At 62.7% G+C, this 21,675-nt stretch carries 21 protein-coding genes; 18 read left to right on the top strand and 3 right to left on the bottom strand.

Features of this window, described 5'->3' with window-relative positions; genetic code table 11:
• The 8 genes from ABEG21_RS20370 (at position 1) to phnE (ending at position 8,035) form a co-directional block, all read left to right on the top strand.
• Entirely contained in the window at positions 1-1,221 is a 1,221-nt protein-coding gene (locus ABEG21_RS20370; RefSeq protein ID WP_347557241.1) for a carbon-phosphorus lyase complex subunit PhnI, read from the top strand.
• Positions 1,218-2,159, top strand: coding sequence for an alpha-D-ribose 1-methylphosphonate 5-phosphate C-P-lyase PhnJ (locus ABEG21_RS20365; RefSeq protein WP_347557240.1), 942 nt, complete (start codon positions 1,218-1,220; stop codon positions 2,157-2,159). Before ABEG21_RS20370 ends, ABEG21_RS20365 begins: the two co-directional genes overlap by 4 nt.
• The gene (phnK, locus tag ABEG21_RS20360; RefSeq protein ID WP_347557239.1) at positions 2,156-2,932 is read left to right on the top strand and encodes a phosphonate C-P lyase system protein PhnK; all 777 of its coding nucleotides are present in this window, start codon (positions 2,156-2,158) and stop codon (positions 2,930-2,932) included. Before ABEG21_RS20365 ends, phnK begins: the two co-directional genes overlap by 4 nt.
• Positions 2,933-2,934: 2 nt before the next feature.
• Complete coding sequence (phnL, locus tag ABEG21_RS20355) at positions 2,935-3,798, top strand: phosphonate C-P lyase system protein PhnL (protein ID WP_347558097.1); 864 nt, start codon at positions 2,935-2,937, stop codon at positions 3,796-3,798.
• 102 nt (positions 3,799-3,900) lie between these two features.
• The gene (locus ABEG21_RS20350) at positions 3,901-5,178 is read left to right on the top strand and encodes an alpha-D-ribose 1-methylphosphonate 5-triphosphate diphosphatase (protein ID WP_347557238.1); all 1,278 of its coding nucleotides are present in this window, start codon (positions 3,901-3,903) and stop codon (positions 5,176-5,178) included.
• Between the two features lie 216 nt (positions 5,179-5,394).
• Positions 5,395-6,300: a phosphate/phosphite/phosphonate ABC transporter substrate-binding protein gene (locus ABEG21_RS20345; RefSeq protein ID WP_347557237.1), complete on the top strand. Its 906-nt coding sequence runs from the start codon at positions 5,395-5,397 to the stop codon at positions 6,298-6,300.
• Complete coding sequence (phnC, locus tag ABEG21_RS20340) at positions 6,297-7,172, top strand: phosphonate ABC transporter ATP-binding protein (RefSeq protein WP_347557236.1); 876 nt, start codon at positions 6,297-6,299, stop codon at positions 7,170-7,172. Before ABEG21_RS20345 ends, phnC begins: the two co-directional genes overlap by 4 nt.
• On the top strand, positions 7,169-8,035 hold the full coding sequence (phnE, locus tag ABEG21_RS20335; protein ID WP_347557235.1) for a phosphonate ABC transporter, permease protein PhnE: 867 nt from the start codon (positions 7,169-7,171) through the stop codon (positions 8,033-8,035). Before phnC ends, phnE begins: the two co-directional genes overlap by 4 nt.
• Positions 8,036-8,097: 62 nt before the next feature.
• Here phnE and ABEG21_RS20330 read toward each other — a convergent pair whose 3' ends face one another.
• Positions 8,098-9,621: a methyl-accepting chemotaxis protein gene (locus ABEG21_RS20330; protein ID WP_347557234.1), complete on the bottom strand. Its 1,524-nt coding sequence runs from the start codon at positions 9,619-9,621 to the stop codon at positions 8,098-8,100.
• Between the two features lie 278 nt (positions 9,622-9,899).
• Here ABEG21_RS20330 and ABEG21_RS20325 point away from each other — a divergent pair, with 278 nt between their 5' ends.
• From ABEG21_RS20325 to ABEG21_RS20300, 6 genes are all read left to right on the top strand, one after another.
• Positions 9,900-10,922: an LLM class flavin-dependent oxidoreductase gene (locus ABEG21_RS20325; RefSeq protein WP_347557233.1), complete on the top strand. Its 1,023-nt coding sequence runs from the start codon at positions 9,900-9,902 to the stop codon at positions 10,920-10,922.
• Between the two features lie 89 nt (positions 10,923-11,011).
• Positions 11,012-11,593 carry a pyridoxamine 5'-phosphate oxidase family protein gene (locus tag ABEG21_RS20320; RefSeq protein WP_347557232.1) on the top strand — a complete coding sequence of 194 codons (582 nt, stop codon included), beginning with the start codon at positions 11,012-11,014 and terminating at the stop codon, positions 11,591-11,593.
• Between the two features lie 134 nt (positions 11,594-11,727).
• The gene (locus ABEG21_RS20315) at positions 11,728-12,792 is read left to right on the top strand and encodes a phytoene/squalene synthase family protein (protein ID WP_347557231.1); all 1,065 of its coding nucleotides are present in this window, start codon (positions 11,728-11,730) and stop codon (positions 12,790-12,792) included.
• A gap of 203 nt (positions 12,793-12,995) precedes the next feature.
• Positions 12,996-14,291: an MFS transporter gene (locus ABEG21_RS20310; RefSeq protein ID WP_347557230.1), complete on the top strand. Its 1,296-nt coding sequence runs from the start codon at positions 12,996-12,998 to the stop codon at positions 14,289-14,291.
• Positions 14,292-14,308: 17 nt separating this feature from the next.
• Positions 14,309-15,835: an amidase family protein gene (locus tag ABEG21_RS20305; protein WP_347557229.1), complete on the top strand. Its 1,527-nt coding sequence runs from the start codon at positions 14,309-14,311 to the stop codon at positions 15,833-15,835.
• Between the two features lie 3 nt (positions 15,836-15,838).
• Positions 15,839-16,192 carry a RidA family protein gene (locus ABEG21_RS20300; RefSeq protein WP_347557228.1) on the top strand — a complete coding sequence of 118 codons (354 nt, stop codon included), beginning with the start codon at positions 15,839-15,841 and terminating at the stop codon, positions 16,190-16,192.
• A gap of 14 nt (positions 16,193-16,206) precedes the next feature.
• Here ABEG21_RS20300 and ABEG21_RS20295 read toward each other — a convergent pair whose 3' ends face one another.
• A complete protein-coding gene (locus ABEG21_RS20295; RefSeq protein ID WP_347557227.1) occupies positions 16,207-17,451 on the bottom strand; it encodes an FAD-binding oxidoreductase in 1,245 nt (414 codons plus the stop codon).
• Between the two features lie 139 nt (positions 17,452-17,590).
• Between ABEG21_RS20295 and ABEG21_RS20290 the strand changes: the two genes are divergently transcribed.
• Positions 17,591-18,241: an XRE family transcriptional regulator gene (locus ABEG21_RS20290; protein WP_347557226.1), complete on the top strand. Its 651-nt coding sequence runs from the start codon at positions 17,591-17,593 to the stop codon at positions 18,239-18,241.
• On the opposite strand, the gene ABEG21_RS20285 is transcribed toward ABEG21_RS20290, so the two are convergent.
• On the bottom strand, positions 18,234-19,145 hold the full coding sequence (locus tag ABEG21_RS20285) for a LysR family transcriptional regulator (RefSeq protein ID WP_347557225.1): 912 nt from the start codon (positions 19,143-19,145) through the stop codon (positions 18,234-18,236). The two genes, ABEG21_RS20290 and ABEG21_RS20285, sit on opposite strands and share 8 nt — an antisense overlap.
• Before the next feature lie 93 nt (positions 19,146-19,238).
• On the opposite strand from ABEG21_RS20285, the gene ABEG21_RS20280 reads away from it, so the two are divergent.
• The 3 genes from ABEG21_RS20280 to catA are packed head-to-tail and all read left to right on the top strand — an operon-like array spanning position 19,239 to position 21,656.
• The gene (locus tag ABEG21_RS20280) at positions 19,239-20,399 is read left to right on the top strand and encodes a muconate/chloromuconate family cycloisomerase (protein ID WP_347557224.1); all 1,161 of its coding nucleotides are present in this window, start codon (positions 19,239-19,241) and stop codon (positions 20,397-20,399) included.
• Positions 20,400-20,411: 12 nt separating this feature from the next.
• On the top strand, positions 20,412-20,702 hold the full coding sequence (catC, locus tag ABEG21_RS20275) for a muconolactone Delta-isomerase (protein WP_347557223.1): 291 nt from the start codon (positions 20,412-20,414) through the stop codon (positions 20,700-20,702).
• Positions 20,703-20,744: 42 nt separating this feature from the next.
• Complete coding sequence (gene catA, locus ABEG21_RS20270) at positions 20,745-21,656, top strand: catechol 1,2-dioxygenase (RefSeq protein WP_347557222.1); 912 nt, start codon at positions 20,745-20,747, stop codon at positions 21,654-21,656.
• Positions 21,657-21,675: the final 19 nt, after the last annotated feature.

The raw sequence follows: 21,675 nt of genomic DNA, 5'->3' as shown, positions 1-21,675 counted from the left end.
ATGTATGTTGCCGTCAAAGGCGGCGAGAAAGCCATTCTCGCCTCCTACCGCCTGCTGGACGCATATCGACGTGGCGACCCAGCCTTGCCCGCGCTGTCGATCGCGCAAATCGTCGAGCAGATGCCGTTGGCGGTATCCCGCGTGATGTCCGAAGGGGCCTTGTACGATCGTCATCTTGCCGCATTGGCGATCAAGCAATCGGCGGGGGATCTCGTCGAGGCGGCGTTTCTGCTGCGCGCCTATCGGACGACATTGCCACGCTTCGGCCATTCGCATCCGATCGCAACGGACCGCATGCAGGTACGACGCCGTATTTCTGCCACGTATAAAGATGTCCCTGGCGGACAGTTGCTCGGTCCCACGTTCGACTATACGCAACGTCTGCTCGATTTCTCCCTGGAAGCGGAGGCCGAGGCAGACATCGGCGGATCGGACGTGGGCCGTCATGCGGCCGCCCCGACGGCGCACCGACCCGATGCCAGTGACGTTGCCGCTTCGCCCGAGGGTCCTTCGGCCACGACGCCGCCGGGGGTCATGGCCATTCTGGAAAGCGAAGGCCTGGTCGAATGCGAGTCGGTCCTTGCCACGCACCCGGCTCCCACCGACCTGACCCGTAGCGCCCTGTCCTTTCCGGCAGATCGCAGCGCACGATTGCAGAACCTGGCGCGCGCCGACGAAGGTTTCCTATTGGCGATGGGCTATTCGACGCAACGCGGATACGGCAATACGCACCCGTTCGCGGCAGAAATCCGCTTTGGCAGCGTCGAAATCGAAATGGATCTGCCAGAGCTGGATTTCCCCGTCGTCATCGGTGAAATCGAGATGACCGAGTGCCAGATGATCAATACCTTCGCCGGCGATGTGCATCATGCGCCGCAATTCACGCGCGGCTATGGCGTGAGCTTCGGCTATGGCGAGCGCAAGGCGATGTCGATGGCCTTGGTGGACCGTGCGCTGCGCGCGAAGGAATTCGGCGAGAGCGGCGATTCCCCGGCAAACGATGAAGAATTCGTCCTTTATCACAGCGACAACGTGGAAGCGTCGGGCTTCGTGCAGCATTTGAAACTGCCACACCAAGTCGATTTCCAAGCCGACCTGAGCGTGCTGCGCCAATTGCGCGCGGCGTATGAAGCAAAACACGCGGTCTCGGGCAGCAACGGTCACGGCGACGGCACCGTTCCGACCATGACACCCTCGTCCTCGACAAAGGAAGGTGTATGACAAACCCGATCGATACGACAGCGCTGCCGCCGCGCACCGCGTCCAAGGCTTATGACGCGATCCCGACCCGGGACCCGCACTACAACTTTGCCTATCTCGATGAGTCCACCAAGCGGATGCTGCGCCGTGCTTTGCTCAAAGCGGTCGCGATCCCCGGCTATCAGGTGCCGTTTGCAAGCCGCGAGATGCCGCTGCCGTACGGCTGGGGTACCGGCGGCATTCAGGTCACCGCCGCGATCATCGGTGCCGACGATGTCTTGAAAGTCATCGACCAGGGCTCCGACGACACGACGAATGCAGTCAATATCCGACGTTTCTTCGGTCGCGTGGCGGGCGTCGCGACAACGGACAAAACGGCTGCGGCGACGATTGTCCAGACCCGCCATCGCATCCCGGAAGCGCCGATGCACGAAGGACAGGTGCTCGTCTTCCAAGTACCGAAGCCAGAACCACTGCGTTGGCTGGAGCCGAGCGAGCGCGAGACCCGGACGATGCATTCCCTCTCGGAATATGGTCCGATGTACACGAAACTGTACGAGGACATCGCCCGCTATGGGCAGATCGCCACGTCCTACGACTATCCGGTCATCGTCAATGACCGCTATATGATGAGTCCGTCACCCATCCCGAAATTCGACAATCCGAAGTTGCATGCGAACCCGGCGCTGATGTTGTTCGGCGCCGGGCGGGAAAAACGGGTTTATGCGGTGCCCCCGTACACGACGGTCCGCAGCCTCGATTTCGACGACCATCCGTTCACCGTCGAACGCTGGCAACATCGCTGTGCGATATGCGGCGCAGGCGACAGCTATCTCGATGAAATCGTCGTCGACGACAAGGGCGGCCGGCAGTTCGTGTGTTCGGACAGCGAGTATTGCGCCGAGCGCGTCGCCGAAAGTGACCACGCGGTCGACCGGATCGAGGAGCGTCACGCATGAATGCCGCTCCTCTGCTGTCCGTCCGCGCGCTGTCCAAAACCTGGGATGGCGTCCATGGTTGCCGCAATGTCGACTTCGACCTGTACGCCGGAGAAGTGCTCTGCATCGTCGGCGAATCCGGCTCGGGGAAATCGACGCTGCTACAGGCCATCTCCGCCCAGACGCCACTGGAAAACGGCACCGTGCACTATGCGATGCGCGACGATGGCCCGACGGATCTATCGACGCTGAGCGCGGCGCGCCTACGACTGCTGGCGCGTACCGATTGGGGCTTCGTGCGCCAACATGCCCGTGACGGTTTACGCATGCAGATCAGCGCGGGCGGCAATATCGCCGAGCGGCTGATGGCAATCGGCGAGCGCCGATACGACGCGCTGCGCTATCAAGCCACGCAGTGGTTGTCGAGAATGGAAATCGACACTGGCCGGCTCGACGACAAGCCCGAGACCTTTTCCGGCGGTATGCAGCAGCGCCTGCAGATTGCACGCAATCTGGTAACGCGGCCACGCCTACTCTTCATGGACGAGCCGACGGCATCGCTCGATGTCTCCGTGCAGGCGCGCCTGCTCGATCTGATTCGCCAACTGGTCAACGACCTGCGTCTCGCCGTGGTCTTCGTCACCCATGATCTCGCCGTGGCGCGCCTGCTCGCCCATCGGACGCTGGTGATGCAGGGCGGTGAAGTCGTCGAAAGCGGTTTGACCGATCAGGTGCTCGACGACCCGCAACACCCCTATACGCAACTGCTGGTTTCCTCGATGCTGCAAGGTTGATGATGACCCATTCCGAACCGATGATCCGCGTGCGTGCGCTGAGCAAGACCTTCACGTTGCACAACCAGGGCGGTGCGCACCTGCCCGTGTTCGAACACGTCGAATTCGACGCCGGCGCCGGCGACTGCCTGATACTGGCCGGCGCGTCGGGTGCCGGCAAGAGTACGCTGCTGCGCTGTCTGTATGGCAATTATCTGGCCAGCGCCGGCAGTGTCCGTATCGATACGACCGCCACCGGACGTCACGCCGCCGGGTCCGCGATAGACCAGGCCGCGCTGCCGGCGCACGTTAGCGACGGATGGCTCGAACTGGTGGGCGCACCGGAACAGGACGTGCTTTGGGCGCGGCGGCATGCGATTGGCTATGTGAGCCAGTTCCTGCGCGTGATCCCGCGCGTCGGGGCGCTGGATGTCGTCGCCGAGCCCTTGCGCCAAGCGGGCATCGACCTCGATACCGCGCGCGACCGTGCCGCTGCCCTGCTCCGCAAGTTGCGACTGCCGGAACGGCTCTGGTCGGTACCGCCAGCGACGTTTTCCGGGGGCGAACAGCAGCGCGTCAATATCGCGCGCGGGTTCATCGCCGGCCATCCTATTTTGTTGCTCGACGAACCCACCGCATCGCTCGATGGTGAGAACCGCGAGGTAGTGGTTGCCTTGCTGTTGGAAGCGCGTGCCGCCGGCCGCTGCCTGATCGGCATCTTCCATGACGAAAGCGTTCGCGAAGCCGTCGGTACGCGGAGCTTGTCGATGCGGGCGCTGAGCGATGTCCCGAACACGCAGCCGGCCAGCGTGCCGACGCGTGCGGCGCCGGTCGGGCTGACGATGCACGCGCCGACCGGCGCACCATTCGGCTTAGGCGCCGCCTGAATTTCCGCGTTCGAGCACGGCGCCTGAATTGCAGTGCTCCTCCCTGTTCCGTTTGGATGGCCGTGTCGCCACGCGACGATGGTCGCTTACCCGGAGTTCCCGATGCAACGGTACTACCTGCACGGTGCACGCATCGTGCTTCCCGACACAGTCCTGGAAGACGGTGCGCTGTTGATCGAAGCCGGCCGGATCGCGGCGATTTCGCCCGACGGCGGCGGTGACGCCACGCCGATCGATCTGCACGGCCACACGCTGATCCCCGGTCTCGTCGATTTGCATTGCGATGCGATCGAAAAAGAGGTCGCGCCGCGTGCCCGCGTGCTCTTTCCCCTCGATTTCGCTGTGGCGCAAATCGATCGCCGCAATGCCTCGGCCGGCATCACGACGCCGTTCCACGCGATTTCCTTCGCCGACACCGATGGCGGCGTGCGTGACATCGGCACCGCAAAGGCCTTGGTTCACGCCTTATCGGCCTATCGGGGTCGCGGGCTCGTCGACAACCGGATACATTGCCGCTACGAAGTCACCGACACCGACGCGGCCGGCATGCTCCATGTCCTGCTCGACGAAGGCCTGGTCGGCTTGCTGTCGATCATGGACCATTCACCGGGCCAGGGCCAATTCCGCACCGTAGACGCCTATATCGACTATATATGCGGGAATCATGCCCTGCCACGCGAAACCGCTCAGGCGATCGCCGAATCCAAACTCGCGGGGCGTGCCGGTGCGATCGAACGGATCACCGCCTTGGTCGAGCATGCGCTGGCGGTGGGCGTGCGCGTCGCCAGCCATGACGACGACAGCGTCGCCCGCGTGGCGGCGATGCACGCGATGGGCGCCAGACTGACCGAATTCCCGATCGACGCCGAAACGGCGCACGCGGCGAAAGCGTGTGGGATGGCGACACTATTCGGCGCGCCCAACGTCTTGCGCGGCATGAGCCAAAGCGGCGCCATGCGGGCGATCGACGCCATCGTCGCCGGCTCGGCCAGCTGTCTGTGCTCCGATTATCAGCCGTCGACATTGGCACCCGCCGCCTTCCTCGCGGCGGAACGAGCCGACCTGCCTTTACATGAAGCCGTGGCGCTGGTCACCCGCAATCCGGCCGATGCCTGCGGCCTGCACGACCGCGGCCGCATTGCCGTCGGCATGCGCGCCGATCTGGTCGCCGTGCATCTGGATCGGGACGGTGCGTCGCGTTGGCCCACGATCACGCAGACCTGGTGCGAGGGGCGTCTGGTGTTTTCCGCGACTTATCCCTCGGGGTCGGCGTCCGGATCTGCATTCGCGTCTCTGAAAATGGCCAATTCTGCTGCAGCGCCGACGACGGAGCCGGGCGTTCTTACCGATCGGCGATCGGTCGCCACACTGAATAGTTAACGAAACGCGCCTGTCACAAGCGCTACATATCTTCACACTACGATGATACAAGACGGCAACTTATATTTCGCAATCCGAATCGTTTTTCATGGGAAGAAAGGCTGGCGACGGTCTTTCGTCTCGCATTAACGCCCCACCCCGGTTCCGGCCTGATTCTACGCCTGGTGCTTCGTCTGCTTCTTCACCTGCTGTTCTTTTAAAAAGATAGGAAAACAAGTGAACGTCAAGACTTTTGCCACTTCCCTGCTGGTTTCGTTCGGTACGCTGCTGACTGCCGGCGCCGCGCACGCCGCGCCGGCCTGCCCCGGCGACGGCACGGTGCGCTTTGGTGTCGAGCCCTATGAAACATCGGCTCGGATGATCCCGGTCTATAAATCGATCGGCGAGCTGATCTCGAAGAAACTAGGTTGTCCGGTCCAGGTGTACGTCGCCACCAGCTATAACGCCGAGATCGAAGCGATGCGCAATAACAAGCTCGATATCGGTCAGTTCGGTCCGCTCGGCTATGTACTCGCCCATCAGGTCGCGCATGCGGAAGCCGTCGCAACCTTTGCCGACATGGCCGGCAAGCCCTCGACGTACACGGCATCGATCGTCACGTGGCCCGGATCGGGTCTGACGAAGATCGCCGACGTGGCGGGGCAATCGTTCGCCTACTCGGATCCCAGCTCGACGTCCGGCCACTTGTTTCCGGCGTTCGGCCTGAAGAAGGCGGGCATCGATCCGGATTCGGGCGTACGCGCGCTTTATGCCGGCAGCCACACCGCTTCTTTCGAAGCGATCCGCAACCATAAGGTGAAGGCGGGCGAGCTGAACAGTGAAGAAATCGACAGCGCCAAGCTGCACAAGGAATACGATCCGAGCGCCTTCGTCACGCTGTGGCAATCGGATCCGATTCCGGTCGATCCGATTGCCGTGCGCGGCGCCTTGCCGGCCGACTTCAAGGCCAAGTTGACGACCGTGCTGCAAAACCTGGATCTGCACGAACTACCGGAAGACGCGCAGAAGTTCATGGCGGCGAACGCCACGCCGGCGCTGAAGACGGTTCCGCAAACCGATGCGTCCTACGATCCGATCCGCGCGCTCGTCAGTACGCTGCATATCGATCTCAGCAAACTATGAACGCCTTTCTGAGAACCGCGCCGGGACGACAATCGGGCGCGCACGCGGCGCCGGCCGGCGCGCTATCCCTACCGACGACCGGCGTGACGGGCACCGTCGCCACGCCGCGGCTGCGTAGCGTCCCGGGCGGCCTGGCAGTCAACGCCTTGTCGATGCGCTATCCCAATGGCCATACCGCATTGAAGCACATCGACCTGGAGGTGGCACCCGGCGAGTTGATCGCCGTGCTCGGCGCAAACGGCTGCGGCAAGTCGACGTTGATGAAATGCGTCGTCGGCCTGCTCCAGCCTACCAGCGGCCACATTCATGTCGCCGGGCAGGATCTTGCTGCCTTGTCCGGCGAGGCGCTCCGTGTCGCACGACTCCCGGTGGCGCTGATTTCGCAGCACGCCAACCTCGTCAAGCGCCGCAGCGTATTGGCGAATGTGTGCACTGGCAGCCTGGGCCGGCATCGCACTTGGACGACGGCGTTGGGGCGTCTGCCGCGGGAAGAGATTACGCCGGCCCTGGCGTATCTCGATGAAGTCGGTCTGCTGCATCTCGCCGCGCAACGTGCCGGTACGCTGTCCGGCGGTCAGGCACAGCGCGTCGCGGTTGCACGCGCGCTGACGCAACGTCCGCAAGTCCTGCTTGCCGACGAACCGCTCGCGAGCCTGGATCCGGAAGCCGCCGACGAAGTCATGCGCCTGCTGCAACGCCTCGCTCGCGAAGAAGGCCTCGCCGTCATCTGCGTGCTGCACCAGCCGGAATTGGCGCAACGTTACGCCGATCGCTTGATCGGCCTGCATCGCGGCGAAGTGGCATTCGACGCCCCCGCCGCCCGCGTCGACAACGCGCAAATCGCCAATCTGTACCGATCGGAGGCACGATGAGTCGAGCCCTTCCCCCTTTTGCTCCGCCCGCTCCGCGGACGGGAACGCACCGCGCCACGCCGTCCAGAGACGTCGAAGCGGCGGCACAGGCGTGGCGTCGCCGCTCGCGCGTGGCGCCCTTGACCTTCGTGATGCTGCTGCTGGGCGCCGCCCTGCTCGCACAGTCCTTTTATGTCGTCCAGGCGCGGCCGCAAGATCTGCTGACGGGCGTGCACGGCATGCTCGACATCCTGTCTCGGTCCTGGCCGCCCGATGTCCATAAACTGAAAGAAAGCCTGCACCCGGTGCTTGAAACCATCGACCTGGCTATTTTCGGGACGGTAGGCGCGGTCATTTTCGCTTTTCCGCTTGCGATTTTTTCCGCCAGCAACGTTAGCCCGGCCAAGCCGCTGTACTACGCATCGCGGGCCTTTATCGGAATAACGCGGGTCGTGCCGGACCTCGTCTGGGCCTTGCTGTTCGTCACTGCCGTAGGGCTCGGGCCGTTTCCGGGCGCCTTGGCCCTGGCCGTGCATTCGATCGGCATGCTGGGTCGCCTGTTCTCCGAGGTGATCGAGGATATGGACATGGGGCCCGTGGATGCGCTGTCGCTGACCGGTGCCAGCCGTCTGCAGATCTTCACGCATGCGGTGGTGCCCGGCGTGCTGCCGTCGCTGCTCGGCATCACCTTGTATCGCTTCGATGAAAACTTGCGATCGTCGCTGGTGCTGGGCTTTGTCGGTGCCGGCGGCATCGGCTTCGAGTTATTGACGGCGATGAATCTCTTCGACTACCAGACCGTCTCGCTATTGCTGATCATCACCTTCGTGCTAGTCACCGGTGCCGAACGGGGATCGTCTTATCTGAGATCGAAGGTGCAATAAGGTCGGCCGGGTCGGCATATCGTCGCCGATCCGCCTTATTTCGAGACACATCGGCCGCAGACTCACAGCCGGAACACGGCCACCGATTCGCGCAGTGCGTTCGCCTGACTGGCCAGCGCCTGGGCGGCGGCGGATGCTTCCTCGACGAGTGCCGCATTTTGCTGCGTCACGCTGTCCAGTTGCGTAATGGCCTGATCCACCTGCTCGATGCCCACCGATTGTTCGTTCGATGCCGTCGAGATGCGCCCGATGATGTCGGACACGGAACGGACATTCCCGACGATATCGACAATGACGGTGTCGGCCTCCGCAACCAGGGACGCACCCGCCCGGACGCTCTGCGACGACTCCAGAATCAGTGCTTTGACTTCCTTCGCCGCCTGCGCGCTACGCTGGGCCAGGCCACGCACCTCCGCCGCGACGACGGAGAAGCCGCGGCCCTGCTCACCGGCGCGCGCCGCTTCCACGGCCGCGTTCAGTGCAAGAATATTGGTCTGGAAGGCGATCCCATCGATGACACCAATGATTTCCGAGACACGCGCGGAGCGGGTTTCGATATCGCGCATCGTGTTAGCCATGCGCCCGATCGCCTGCTCTCCGCGCTCCGCGGTCGTGAATGCACGGCCCGCGAGACCGCTGGCCTGCTGCGCCTGATCGCCGTTGTCGCGGGCGGTACGCGTGATATGACTCAGGCTGGCGGCGGTTTCGCCCAACGCCGCTGCCTGCTCTTCGGTACGCGACGAAAGGTCGAGATTGCCCGCGGCAATTTCGGTACTCGCGGCAGCCACGCCTTCGGCGCTCAACCGTACTTCACGCACCACGCTCGCTAAGCTATTCTGCATATGCTCCAAAGCCTGCAGCAACTGCGCGATTTCGTCACGCCCCGTACTCCCCACCGTCTGCGACAAGTCGCCGGCGGCCACGGCTTGCGCGCAATCGAGCGCCCGCCGCAACGGCCCCGACACCGAGCGACTGAAGCGGAAGCTGCCGGCCAAGGCCAGCGCCGCCGCAACGAGCATCAGCAAGACGCTCGACAGCGTGGCGCGCCGTGCCTGACGATCGGCATTTTCCGAGACGGCAGCGCTCGACGCGGCGATATCGTGCGCCGCTTTTTCGAGAAGCGCCGCCGGTGCGCGATCGACGCCGGCAACGGCGATGTCGCCCGGGACCGGATCGAAGTTCGCGGCGACGAAGGCGTCATATCCCTTACGATAGCCTTGCCCCATCGTGTGGTGGGCATCGCCGAACTGATCGACGAGATCGCGGCTCGGTCCGGCCGGCAAGCGGTCGCGCAGCGCGGCCGTCATCTGGTCGACGCGCGCTTCGCGTTGCTGGAAGGCGCCCCAATACTTCGCGCGCGCGGCCGAATCCTTGCCCCGCAGCAGCGTGTCTTTCCATTCCTGCACCTGGAGCTTGAACTCGACCAGCGTGGCCGACACCATCCGCTCGTTCTGGACGCCTTGCTGAACCTCCAGACGATACTGATCGAGGGCGCCGTTCAGCATATAAATGCCGTAACCGGCGGCCGCAAACACGCAGACAATGGCGCACGCGAACGCGAGCGGAATCTTGAAACTGAGCTTCATGGAGGAATGTGAAACGATAAGAAGCAGCGGGTGCGCTGCAGAACTGCAGACGCGGCAGCGGCCCCGAACAAGCGGTGGAGCGCCGTTTCTGGAGATACTCACCGGTTAACGGTCGTTCGACGGAAAAATGTAGCGTCCGAAGCCGGGGCATTTCCCAAAAAAGACACCTTGTCGTAATAGATCGATAATGCGTGCGTCGACTTGTCACGGCATGGCGCGCCTTCGCCGCGTCCCCTGCCGCGGCATGCAATACCGCCATTCACGCAGGACATTTCGCCATGAAGAAGATCGGGTTTTTATCGTTTGGTCATTGGAATCCGTCCATGCAGTCGCAAACCCGCTCCGGCGGCGACGCGTTACTGCAGTCGATCGACCTTGCCGTCGCAGCGGAAGCGCTCGGCGTCGACGGTGCCTATTTCCGCGTACACCACTTCGCCCGCCAGCTCGGATCGCCTTTTCCACTGCTGGCGGCGGTAGGCGCGCGCACGCGTCATATCGAGATAGGAACGGGCGTCATCGATATGCGCTATGAAAATCCGCTCTATATGGCCGAAAGCGCCGCGGCCGCCGACTTGATCGCGGCAGGACGCCTGCAACTCGGGATCAGCCGGGGATCCGGCGAACAGGTCATCGACGGCTGGCGCTATTTCGGTTATCAGCCGGCGGACGGCGAGACCGATGCGGACATGGCGCGAAAACACACGACCGTCCTGCTCGATCTGCTTCGCGGCGAGGGCTTCGCCGAACCGAATCCGCGCCCGATGTTCCCGAACCCGCCCGGGTCGCTGCGTCTGGAGCCGTTCTCGGAGGGCCTGCGCGAGCGGATCTGGTGGGGCGCCAGCTCGAACGCGACCGCGATCTGGGCGGCCAAATTGGGTATGAATCTCCAAAGTTCGACGCTGAAAGACGACGAAACGGGCGAACCATTCCACGTCCAGCAGGCCCGGCAGATTCGCGCGTATCGGCAAGCATGGCAGGAGGCCGGGCACAGCCGTCCCCCGCGGGTCTCCGTCAGCCGCAGCATCTTTGCACTCGTCAACGATCGCGACCGCGCCTATTTTGGTGGCAACGGCGACGGCGAAGATCAGTTCGGCTTTCTCGATCCGCAGAAGCGCTCGATATTCGGCCGCAGCTATGCGGCCGAACCGGACACGCTCATCGCGCAACTGGCGCAGGACGAGGCGATAGCGGAAGCGGACACGGTCTTGCTGACCGTGCCGAATCAACTGGGCGTCGATTACAACGTGCATGTACTGGAGTCGATTCTGACGCACGTTGCGCCGGGCCTGGGTTGGCGCTGATGGATTCTAGGCACGGCAGGGCGCGTCGCCATCGATCCGATCGCCTCGCTGCGTTGCGCTATGATAAGAAATTTCGCGCGGGACAAGTTATGCCACTCACGCAGCTTCTTCCTCTGATATGGGCGCGTCTCGCCGGGGCTGGAGCGCCGTCGCGTGCGGCCTTCGGTCTACTCCAAGCGGCCACGATCGATCCCGACGGCGCGCCCGACGTGCGCACGGTCGTGCTGCGTGAAGTGTCCGCTGCCGACCACCGAATCCGCTTCTATTCGGACAATCGCTCACCAAAAATCGGGGCGCTGCAACGCGACCCTCGGATTGCCTTGGTCGGGTATGACGCCGAAACGCGGACGCAACTTCGCATGAAAGGGCGCGCGACACTCGCGCCCGATGCGGCAAGGCGTCAAGCATGGGAGACCCTCGCAGACCATGCGCTGATCGATTATCAAGGACGGGTTCCCCCCGGTACGTCGATCGACCAGCCCGGCGATGCCGCGCCGCAAGCGCACACCGCCGACAATGCGTCGGCACCACTCGGCTATGCGCACTTCTGCATCGTCGACGTCACACTCGACTGCGTCGATTGGCTCGATCTATCGGACCGAAACCTGCATGCGCGCGCCCGCTTCGAGCGGGACGGGACGACATGGCAAGGTGGGTGGATCGCTCCCTAGGCGCAGCGTCTTTGCGCCGTTTGCGCCACGCGTTTTGCGCGCGATATGCTCGCTGACAGAGCGGACTCGACGAGAGCACGCCCCGATCCGCGTTACAATTCGACTGCGCGATTTTGCCGTCCATTCGAATTGTCATGCCGCACCCCACACGGGAATTCCTTCTCGGGCCGCTGTTGAAAGGCGTGTCCCGCTCGTTCTATCTGACCTTGAACATCCTGCCGGCCGGGATGCGGGACCCGATCGGTCTGGCCTATCTGCTTGCGCGCGCGGCCGACACGATCGCCGACACCTCGCTGATCGCGCCGCCGCAGCGGCTCGGCCTGCTGCTCGCCTTGCGCGAATGGGTCGCGGGTGCGCCGCCGGACACCGAAACGCTACGCCGTCTCGAAACCGAGGTCGCGTCGCAACAGACGCAATCGGATGAAAAAGCCCTGCTCCAGTCGCTGGAGCCGGCGCTTGCCGTGCTGATGCAACTGTCCGAATCGGATCGCCGCGCGGTCCGCGACATCGTCTCCACGCTCAGCGACGGCATGGAGTTCGATCTGCGGACCTTCCCCGACGAACAGTCCGGCGATATCGTCGCCTTGCCCGACTGGTCCGCGCTCGATCGTTATACCTATCTCGTGGCGGGCTGCGTCGGCGAATTCTGGACGACGATGACGTATGCGCATTTGCCGAATACCTTGCCGCATCCCGCAGACACGATGATGGCGCGCGGGATCGCGTTTGGAAAGGCCTTACAGATGACGAATGTCCTGCGCGACTGCGGCAAGGATCTGCGCATCGGTCGCTGCTACTTTCCAGCCGACAGTCTCGCGTCTTTCGCGTTGACGCCGCAGGATCTGCTCGCACCGGCAAACAGCGTTCGCGCGCGGCCGCTGCTGTTTTCGCTGATCGAGCGGTCCTTGCCGCTGTTTCGCGAAGGCCTCGCCTATCTGTGCGCGATCCCCGCGCTTTCGCTGCGATTGCGGCTTGCCTGCCTTTGGCCGATCGTCATCGGTCTCGAAACGCTGCTGCTGCTAGCGCGGAACGAAGCCTGGCTCGATCCGGCACACGTCTCGAAAATCAAGCGCAAACAGGTCTATCGCATCATCGCGCGATCAATCGTGCTGGCGCCCTCTAACCGCGCCCTGAAACGCTGGATCAACGGGCTGATCGGCGCTATCGAAGAGGAGATACGGGGCCGATCGGCGCATTGATCGCGGCATGATCGCAGGACGATTGGAACCTTCCGCGGGCGCCCATCAACCTTGCCGACGAATGAACGGCGCTCCGCACCACGTCATCCCCCGCCAGCCGATTCCGATCCGCAACGCCGCATAAAATTTATCGTATCCGAGAAAAATCATTTTTTTCTCATATAGGATAACGACCACGTTCCAGCGCTCATCGGGAGTCGATCGTGTCGTCCCTATCCATCTCAAAATTGCATGCCTCCAGAACCTATGTGATCGCCGCGACGACGATCGGCACCGCACTGGAGTTCTATGACTTTACGATCTACAGCTTCTTCTCGATCCAGATCGGGAAACTTTTCTTTCCGCAATTCTCGCCGCTGAGCCAATTCCTGCTTTCGATCGCCGTGTTCGGCGTCGGCTTCGTCGTGCGCCCGGTGGGAGGCATCGTTATCGGCGCCTATGCCGACCGAGTCGGCCGAAAAAAGGCGATGGTGCTGACGATCTCGTTGATGGCCCTAAGCTGCGCCATGATCGCCGGCGCGCCGACGTATGCAATGATCGGCATTGCCGCTCCGCTCCTCGTGCTTGGTGCACGACTGCTGCAAGGCTTTGCCGCCGGAGGCGAGTTCGGGCCGGGTACGACCTTGCTGATGGAATACGCAGGCACCCATGATCGTGCATTCTTCGCCAGTTGGAACTTCGCCGCCACGGCGCTCGGCCTGGTTCTCGGCTCTATCGTGGCAACGCTGATCAATACCATGCTCGACACGGAAGCGATCGCATCCTGGGGCTGGCGCCTGCCGTTTCTGCTCGGCATCCTCGCCGCGCCGATCGGCATGCTCATTCGAAGCCGCCTGGACGAAACATTGGATGCGGCCACCGCCGCCTCCGCCGCGAAGCAGCCTGCTTTCGCGGCACTGCGCGCGGTCCTGTCGACGCACCTCCCGATGACCGTCGTCTGTACGCTTGCGGAACTCGGCGGCTCCGTCTCCGTCTATGTCACGGCATTTTTTCTACCGGCCCACGCCGTGCGGTCCTTGCATATGTCGCCGACGCAGGCGGTATTCTCCGGTCTGGTCAGTGCCGTCATCATGTTTCTTTCCGCGCCGATCATGGGACGCCTCGCCGATCGTTTCAGCCGCAAACGGGTCTTGTTGATCGCGCGGTCCGCAATGATCGTCCTGATCTACCCGGCTTTCCTGCTTGTGAGCACGCATCCGACCGCGCCGATGCTATGTCTGGTTTCGGCACTGCTGGCGCTCCTGGTAACGGGGCAGATCATTCCGGTGCTGGTCATGATCCCGGAGATGTTCCCGAAAGCGGTGCGGGCGACCGCCATCGCGTTGACGTATGTGGTGAGCGCGTCGATCTTCGGCGGCTTCTCCCCCTTGATCGCGGGCCTGTTGGTCGCCAAGACCGGCAATCCATTGGCGCCGGCATGGTATGTTGCCGCTGCCTGCCTCGTGTCGCTGTCGGCGTTACTCTGGATGCGTGACCGTACCGGCGAGACACTCGCGTAATAAAGAGATAGAGAACGATGAAACATCACGCCGCGCTTGTCGCGCACTCCGCACCGACGTTGCGCGTCATGATCGCCAACAAGGACATCTCACCGGTCGAATTGCTGGAAGCCTGCATCGAGCGGATCGAAGCCATCAATCCGGCCGTCAATGCGGTCACCGCCACCTGTTTTCCGGAAGCCCGCGCTGCAGCGAAGGAAGCGGAACGCAAGGTGCTGCGCGGCGAGCCGCTCGGCTTGCTGCATGGCTTGCCGCTAGGCGTGAAGGATCTCGAAGACACCGCGGGACTGTTGACGACGTATGGCTCGCCGCCGAAACGCGCGCACATTCCCACGCGGGATGTGGTCCTGGTGGAACGACTGCGTGCGGCCGGAGCGATCCTGGTCGGCAAGACCAATGTTCCGGAACTCGGCGCCGGTGCGAATACGCGTAATCCGGTCTGGGGCGCGACGGGCAACCCCTTCGACCCCGAACGCAATGCGGGAGGCTCCTCAGGGGGCTCCGCCGCCGCCCTGGCCTGCGACATGCTGCCGATCTGCACCGGTTCCGATACCGGCGGATCGCTACGCATTCCCGCGTCGATCTGCGGCGTCGTCGGGATGCGTCCAACGCCGGGCCTAGTACCCAATTCTCGCCGGTTATTGGGATGGACGCCGATCTCCGTCGTCGGGCCGATGGGGCGCACCGTCAAGGAGGCCTGTTTGCAGCTGGCGGCCACCGCCGGCCTCTCTTCGGGCGACCCGTTAAGCTTCCCGACGGATCCGCTACGTTTCTTGAATCTCCCCGACATCGATCTAAGCACGTTGCGCGTGGGCTGGACGGAAGACTTCGATACCTGCGATGTCGACGAGAACATTCGCGCGACGTTTCGCGCCCGCATCGCGGCCATCGCGCCATGGGTCAAAATCTGCGAAGCGGTCCGCTTCGATCTGGCCGATGCGCATCGGTGCTTCGACGTCCTCCGCGCCGAAAGCTTTGTCGCAGGACTGCGCGACACCTATCTGAAAGACCCCATGCTGTTGGGCGAAAACACCCGGGCGAATTACGAGATGGGTGCCGCCATGTCGCTGGCAGATAGCGCCTGGGCACAGGCCGAACAAACGCGCATCTTCCGCAGATTTCAGACGTCGTTTGCACAGTACGACATCATCCTGTCACCCACCACGCCTATCTCGCCGATGCCGTGGCGCACGCTGTATGCGGCATCGATAGCAGGCCGCGAACAGGAGAACTACTATCGCTGGCTTGCCTTGACCTATGTGGTAACCTTGGCGACGCATCCTGCCGTGTCGCTGCCGTGTGGCGTCGACGATCAGGGCATGCCCTTTGGCTTGCAGATTGTCGGGCCCTTCCACGGCGATGAAAGGACGTTGGCTATCGCGCATGCGCTGGAGGAAGCGTTCGCGCGGTCCCCTGCGCTGCAACGTCCGCGACCGGACCTTGCGACTCTCGCCGTTGCGCGCCCCGATCTCAAATCGATCGTGACGGCGCCTCCGGTCTTCGATCCCGCCGGCATTCCGGATGCCGGCCCTTCTGTGGTGTAACGCATGCAAAACGAAATCAAGCGCTTCAAAGGCAATCAACGGATGAGCCAGGTCGTCGTATCCAACGGCTATGTGCATCTGTCGGGTCAGGTGCCCACTTCGACGAATGCGTCGGTGACCGAGCAGGCGAATGAAATTCTGACGCGTATCGAATCGTTGCTGGCCGAAGCGGGCGTCGACAAAACGCGCCTGGTGTCGGCGAACATCTGGCTGACGGACCCGAAGCATTTCGCCGAATTCAATGCCGTCTGGGACGCCTGGGTCGTCGAAGGTCACGCACCGACGCGGGCCTGCGTGCAAGCGCTGCTGATGCGCCCCGGCATCGACGTCGAAGTGGCCGTCGTCGCGGCGCTGTAACACGCCGCACGTCGTCAGCGAGTAAAGCGCCGTACATGGAACGGCGCCGGATCGACGAATGGCGTCTGGCCCGTCATCATCTCCGCGATCAGCCGGCCGGTGACGGGACCGAGCGTCAAACCGTGATGCGCATGGCCGAATGCGAACCATAGCCCCTCGTGTTGCGTCGGTCCGATGATCGGCATCATGTCCGGCGTGCAAGGCCGACGGCCAAGCCAAGGCGTCGGATCCAGACGTTCTCCCAACGGAAACATCTCGCGCGCGCTGCGTTCGGTCAACTCGACCTGGAGCGGCGTGCTGGGCGCATCGTCGCGCGCCAGCTCGACGCCGGTCGTCAAACGGATCCCACGCAGCATCGGCGCCAGCATATAGCCGTTTTCCGCATCCAACACCGGGTGCTGCAATTGGGCACCGGTCTGCGGCGCGTAGTGCATGTGATAGCCACGCTTCAGCCCGAAAGGGATGGTATAGCCGAAGCGGGCAACCAAGGTACTGGACCACGGCCCGAGCGCGACGACGATCGCGTCGGCCTGTACCGCACCCTCCGTGGTTGTAAGCTCCCAGCGCGGCGACCGATGCGTGAGCGAGGCGGCATCGCCGACGATCACCACGCCACCCAGTGTCTTGAAATACGCCAGGTACGCATCGAGCAGGGCCTTCGGATCGCGCACCGTTTCCGAGCCGGTGTAGCGTACACCCCCTAGCAATACCTGCGAGAGGCTGGGTTCCAGCGCCCTTAACGCCGCGGCATCGAGCGCTTCGTATGTCACGCCATATTCGTGCTGCCAACGTTCGACTGCACGCAGCTCGGCGTCTTGTACGGCGGGGCGACGAAAGACCTTGATCCATCCTCCTTGGCGAATCAGATGATCGGCGTCGGCAGCGGCGGACAAGGAACGATGTTCGGTGACGCAGTGTGCGATCAGCGTCGCGTAGGAACGGGCGATGGCGGCGTGGCGTCCCGGTTCGGAGTGGTACCAATATTTCGCCAGGAACGGCGCGTTGCGACCGATCGCATTCCGGTGATATCGCACATCGGGCGAGCGATTTTTCGCATAACGCATCAGAGAGGCCGCGTCGCGCGGAAAGGCATAGGGATAGACGCCTTCGCGCTGTATCAAGCCCGCATTGCCCAAGGACGTTTCATTGCCCGGCGCCTTCCGATCGACGATCGCCACCGACCGCCCCCGCTTCAGCAAATGGATCCCGGTCGAGACACCAACCATCCCGCCACCCAGCACTACCGCATCAAATTTCATTGCTTCGCTCTAGAAAAGTAGTGTGGGTCGGGACCGCTTGTGTCGGCGTCGGCGCGGAACCGCCGCTTTTGAGATGCGCTATCATATCAGAGAAAAAACGCATTTCTCGTATACGATAAAACGGAAATTCCACCGGCGCATGCCCCCTTCTTCGAAAAAGCCGAATAGCGTCACGCCCGCCCTCTCCCCGCTTGTGCTGGATCCGCAAACCGTCGGCGCACGACTGCGCAGCCAGCGCAAGGCGCACAACCTGACGTTGGCGGCGTTGTCTGCACGTTCCGGCATCGCCGTCTCGACGATATCGAAGGCCGAGCGCGGCGATATCGCCTTGACCTACGATAAATTCGCTGCGCTGGCCCAGGCACTCCATATCGACTTCGACGAAATCTTCGGACGGGGTGTCCATTCCCGGCCAGCGCGCGAAGTAACGCCGACCCTTACGCGCTCTGGCGAGCAAGCCATATACGACACGCCGAATTACGAATACGGCATGCTCGCGCACACGCTGACGGGCAAGCGGATGATACCGATGCGAGCGCACATCCACGCGCGTAAGGTCGAGGACTTTACCGAATATGTTCGGCACGCCGGCGAAGAATTCGTGTTTGTCCTGAGCGGTAAGCTGCGCCTGCAGTTCGAGGATGGCAATGCGTACACGCTAGCGCGGGGTGACAGTCTGTATTTCAACAGCGCCATCGGTCATGTGTATTTAAGCGCGAGCAAAGACGATGCGGAGGTGCTCGTTTGCTGCGTGGACGCCGATGCGCATCGGCCGGAAGGCGTCATTTGATAGGCGGCACGCCGGGCGTCCCGGGCGCGGCGTAGAGCGCCTCGATCAAGCCACTCAGCAGCGTCAACTCGGGGGACTCGTCCGCGAGCCGAGTGCTCATGATGATCGGCGAAACAACGGTGGCATCGTCGAGCGCTTGATACACCACTTCATCGCGTCGCAATCGCTCGACGCTGGCCGGCACCAGCGCGATCCCGATGCCTGCGGCCACCAGACCCAATGCCGTCTGCAACTCCTGCACCTCATGGACGTCGACCGGATCCAGCCCCTGGTCCTTGAATGCCGACAATACTTGATCGGCATAGCTGGGACGCGGTCGCCTCGGATACACGACCAACGGTTCGCGCACCAGCTCGGCGAGGCGCAGCGGCCCGGTACCGCAAAGCGGATGGTTGTCCGGCAAGGCGACCAGCAGCCGCTCCTCGCGTAGCACGACGCGCTTCACGGTGACATCGTCGAAACGGATACGCCCAAAGCCCACGTCGATCGCGCCCGAATGCAAGGCCTTCAGCTGATCGAGCGTCGACATTTCGACCAATGAGACATCGGTATGCGGCGAGGCCGCGCGAAAGCGCCGCACCACGGTCGGCAAGCCGCCGTAAAGCGTGGATCCGACAAAGCCGATAACCAAGCGACTTTCGATATGGACCGCGCGACGCGTCAGCTTCGGCAGATCGTCCGCCTGTTCCAACAGGCGCCGTGCCTGTCCCAGAAAAAACCGCCCGGCTTCGGTCAGCTTGACCGGCCGGCTGCCGCGCTCGAAGAGGCGGGCCCCCACTTCGTCCTCGATTTGTTGAATCTGGCGGGACAGCGGCGGCTGCGAAATATTCAGCATCTCCGCAGCGCGGGTGAAATTCTGTGTGGTCGCCACGGCCACGAAATACCGCAGATGGCGCAACTCCATTTTGATACCTTTGAAGTATTGAAATATGCCCATGCGGTCTTGGACACCGGCTGCATGCTCTTTCTATCATAGGAAAAAAGACAAGGCGCACCTATGATACCTTCGACAGCAACAATCGAATCAGTAGAAACCCTGATTCTCGACGTGCCGACGATCCGTCCGCACCGGCTTTCCGTCGCCATCATGAAGGGGCAAGCGCTGGTCATCGTGCGCATCCGGCTTTCGGACGGCACCGTCGGCCTTGGCGAAGCCACAACGATCGGCGGCCTGAGCTATGGCGAAGAAAGTCCGGAAAGCATCAAGGTCAATATCGACACCTATCTCGCCCCGCTGCTGGTGGGGCGTGAAATAGGCAGTGTTTCGGGATTGATGGCGCCGCTTCGCAAGAGCGCGCAAGGTAACCGTTTCGCGAAATGCGCGTTGGAGACCGCCCTGTTCGACGCCACCGCGAGACGCCTGAATCTGCCGCTGTCGATGTTGTTCGGCGGCAGCCAGCACGACGCTATTCCCGTCGCGTGGACGTTGGCAAGCGGCGACACATCGCGCGATATCGCGGAAGCCGAGCAGATGTTGGAAAGCCGACGCCATCACGTTTTCAAGCTGAAGATCGGCGCACGCTCGATGGCCGACGACGTCCGGCATTGTGCCGAAATACATCGTGCACTGGGCGACGCGGCGCGTATTCGCGTCGATCTCAATCAGGCATGGACCGAAACGCAAGCGGTCGGCGGCCTCTCGATGCTGGCCGATGCCGGCGTCGAACTGGTCGAACAGCCCATCGCCGCCGCCAATCACCGCGGCCTGAAGCGTCTGACCGATCTGGCGCGCCTTCCCATCATGGCCGATGAGTCCCTGCATGGGCCAAGCGACGCTTTCGCCCTTGCCCGCGATCATGCCGCCGACGTATTCGCCTTGAAAATCACGCAATCGGGCGGCCTGATGGCGGCTGCCGACGTGGCCGCCATAGCGCGCGCCGCCCATATCGATTTGTATGGCGGCACGATGCTGGAAGGACCGATCGGCACGATCGCAACGGCGCACTTGTGCGCCACGTTCGATACGCTCGCCTGGGGCAGCGAACTGTTCGGCCCCTTGCTGTTGACCGAGGAAATCTTGACCGAACCGCTGGTCTATCAGGACTTCAAGCTGCATCTGCCGCAAGGCCCCGGCCTTGGCATCACGTTGGACGAGGAAAAGGTTGCGCGCTTCCGCCGCGCCGGCGCCACGTCATCGACGCGACCGACATCCCATTAAGGAGACACACCCATGCTGTTTATCGTCGATATGGAGGTGTGCCTGCCTCCCGATATGCCGGAAGCGGACGCCACCGCGTTGAAAGCCCGTGAACGTGAAATCGCGCAAGGCTTGCAACATCGCGGCGTGTGGCGACACCTATGGCGCGTTGCCGGCAAATATGCGAACGTCAGCGTTTTCGACGTCGTTGACAATGCGCAATTACACGATGTCTTGATGTCGCTGCCGCTCTTTCCCTATATGAACATCAGCGTGCGGCCGCTGTGCCGCCATCCTTCGTCCATCCACGAAGACGATCGCTAGAGCCGTCCGAACAAGAAAAGCCCCGCTTACAGGAGACAAAAAATGAATCGCGAAGCCATCGACGCCGTACTGTCCGCCATCACCGGCGTTGCAAGCAAACCCGGGAACGAGCGCGTCACCGCCATCGTCAATCGTATCGTCAAGGATCTCTTTCATACGATCGAAGACTTCGATGTCCAACCCGCCGAATTTTGGCATGCGCTCGATTACCTCGCCCAGGCGGGACGCAGCAATGAACTCGGTTTGATCGCGGCGGGCCTCGGGTTCGAGCACTTCCTCGATCTGCGCATGGACGAAGCCGAAGCCAAAGCAGGTATCGAAGGGGGCACGCCGCGTACGATCGAAGGTCCCTTGTATATTGCCGGCGCCCCGGAATCGGTCGGGCAGGCGCGTTTGGACGACGGCAAGGAAGACGGCGAGATCCTGTTCATGCAAGGTACGGTCTTCGATGTGGAAGGCAAACCCCTGCCGAATGCCTTGGTCGAAGTCTGGCATGCGAACCGACTCGGAAACTATTCCTTCTTCGATTCGACGCAGAGCGACTTCAATTTGCGTCGCAGTATCCGCACCGATGCCGATGGGCGCTACCAATTCCGCACCATCATGCCAGTGGGCTATAGCGTTCCGCCTGGCGGCGCCACCGACAAGCTGCTGCAACAGCTCGGGCGGCACGGCACACGGCCGGCGCATATCCACTTCTTCGTGACGGCGGACGGACATCGCAAGCTGACGACACAGATCAATATCGACGGCGATCCGTTTTTATGGGATGACTTCGCGTTCGCGACGCGCGAGGGGCTCGTGCCGAAGATCACGCGCGTCGACGATGCAAAGTCGATGGATCGGCATGGCGTCGAGGCGCCGTTCGCGTCAATCGATTTCGACTTCACCTTGCATCTCGAGAACGAGAAAGCACCGACGTCGGATATCGTCCGCTCACACGCCGGCGCATAAAGCCAAAACCGGGTCCGGG

The sequence above is a fragment of the Robbsia sp. KACC 23696 genome (genome assembly GCF_039852015.1).
Taxonomy (GTDB): domain Bacteria; phylum Pseudomonadota; class Gammaproteobacteria; order Burkholderiales; family Burkholderiaceae; genus Robbsia.
This window is presented reverse-complemented; position numbering and strand designations above follow the sequence as displayed.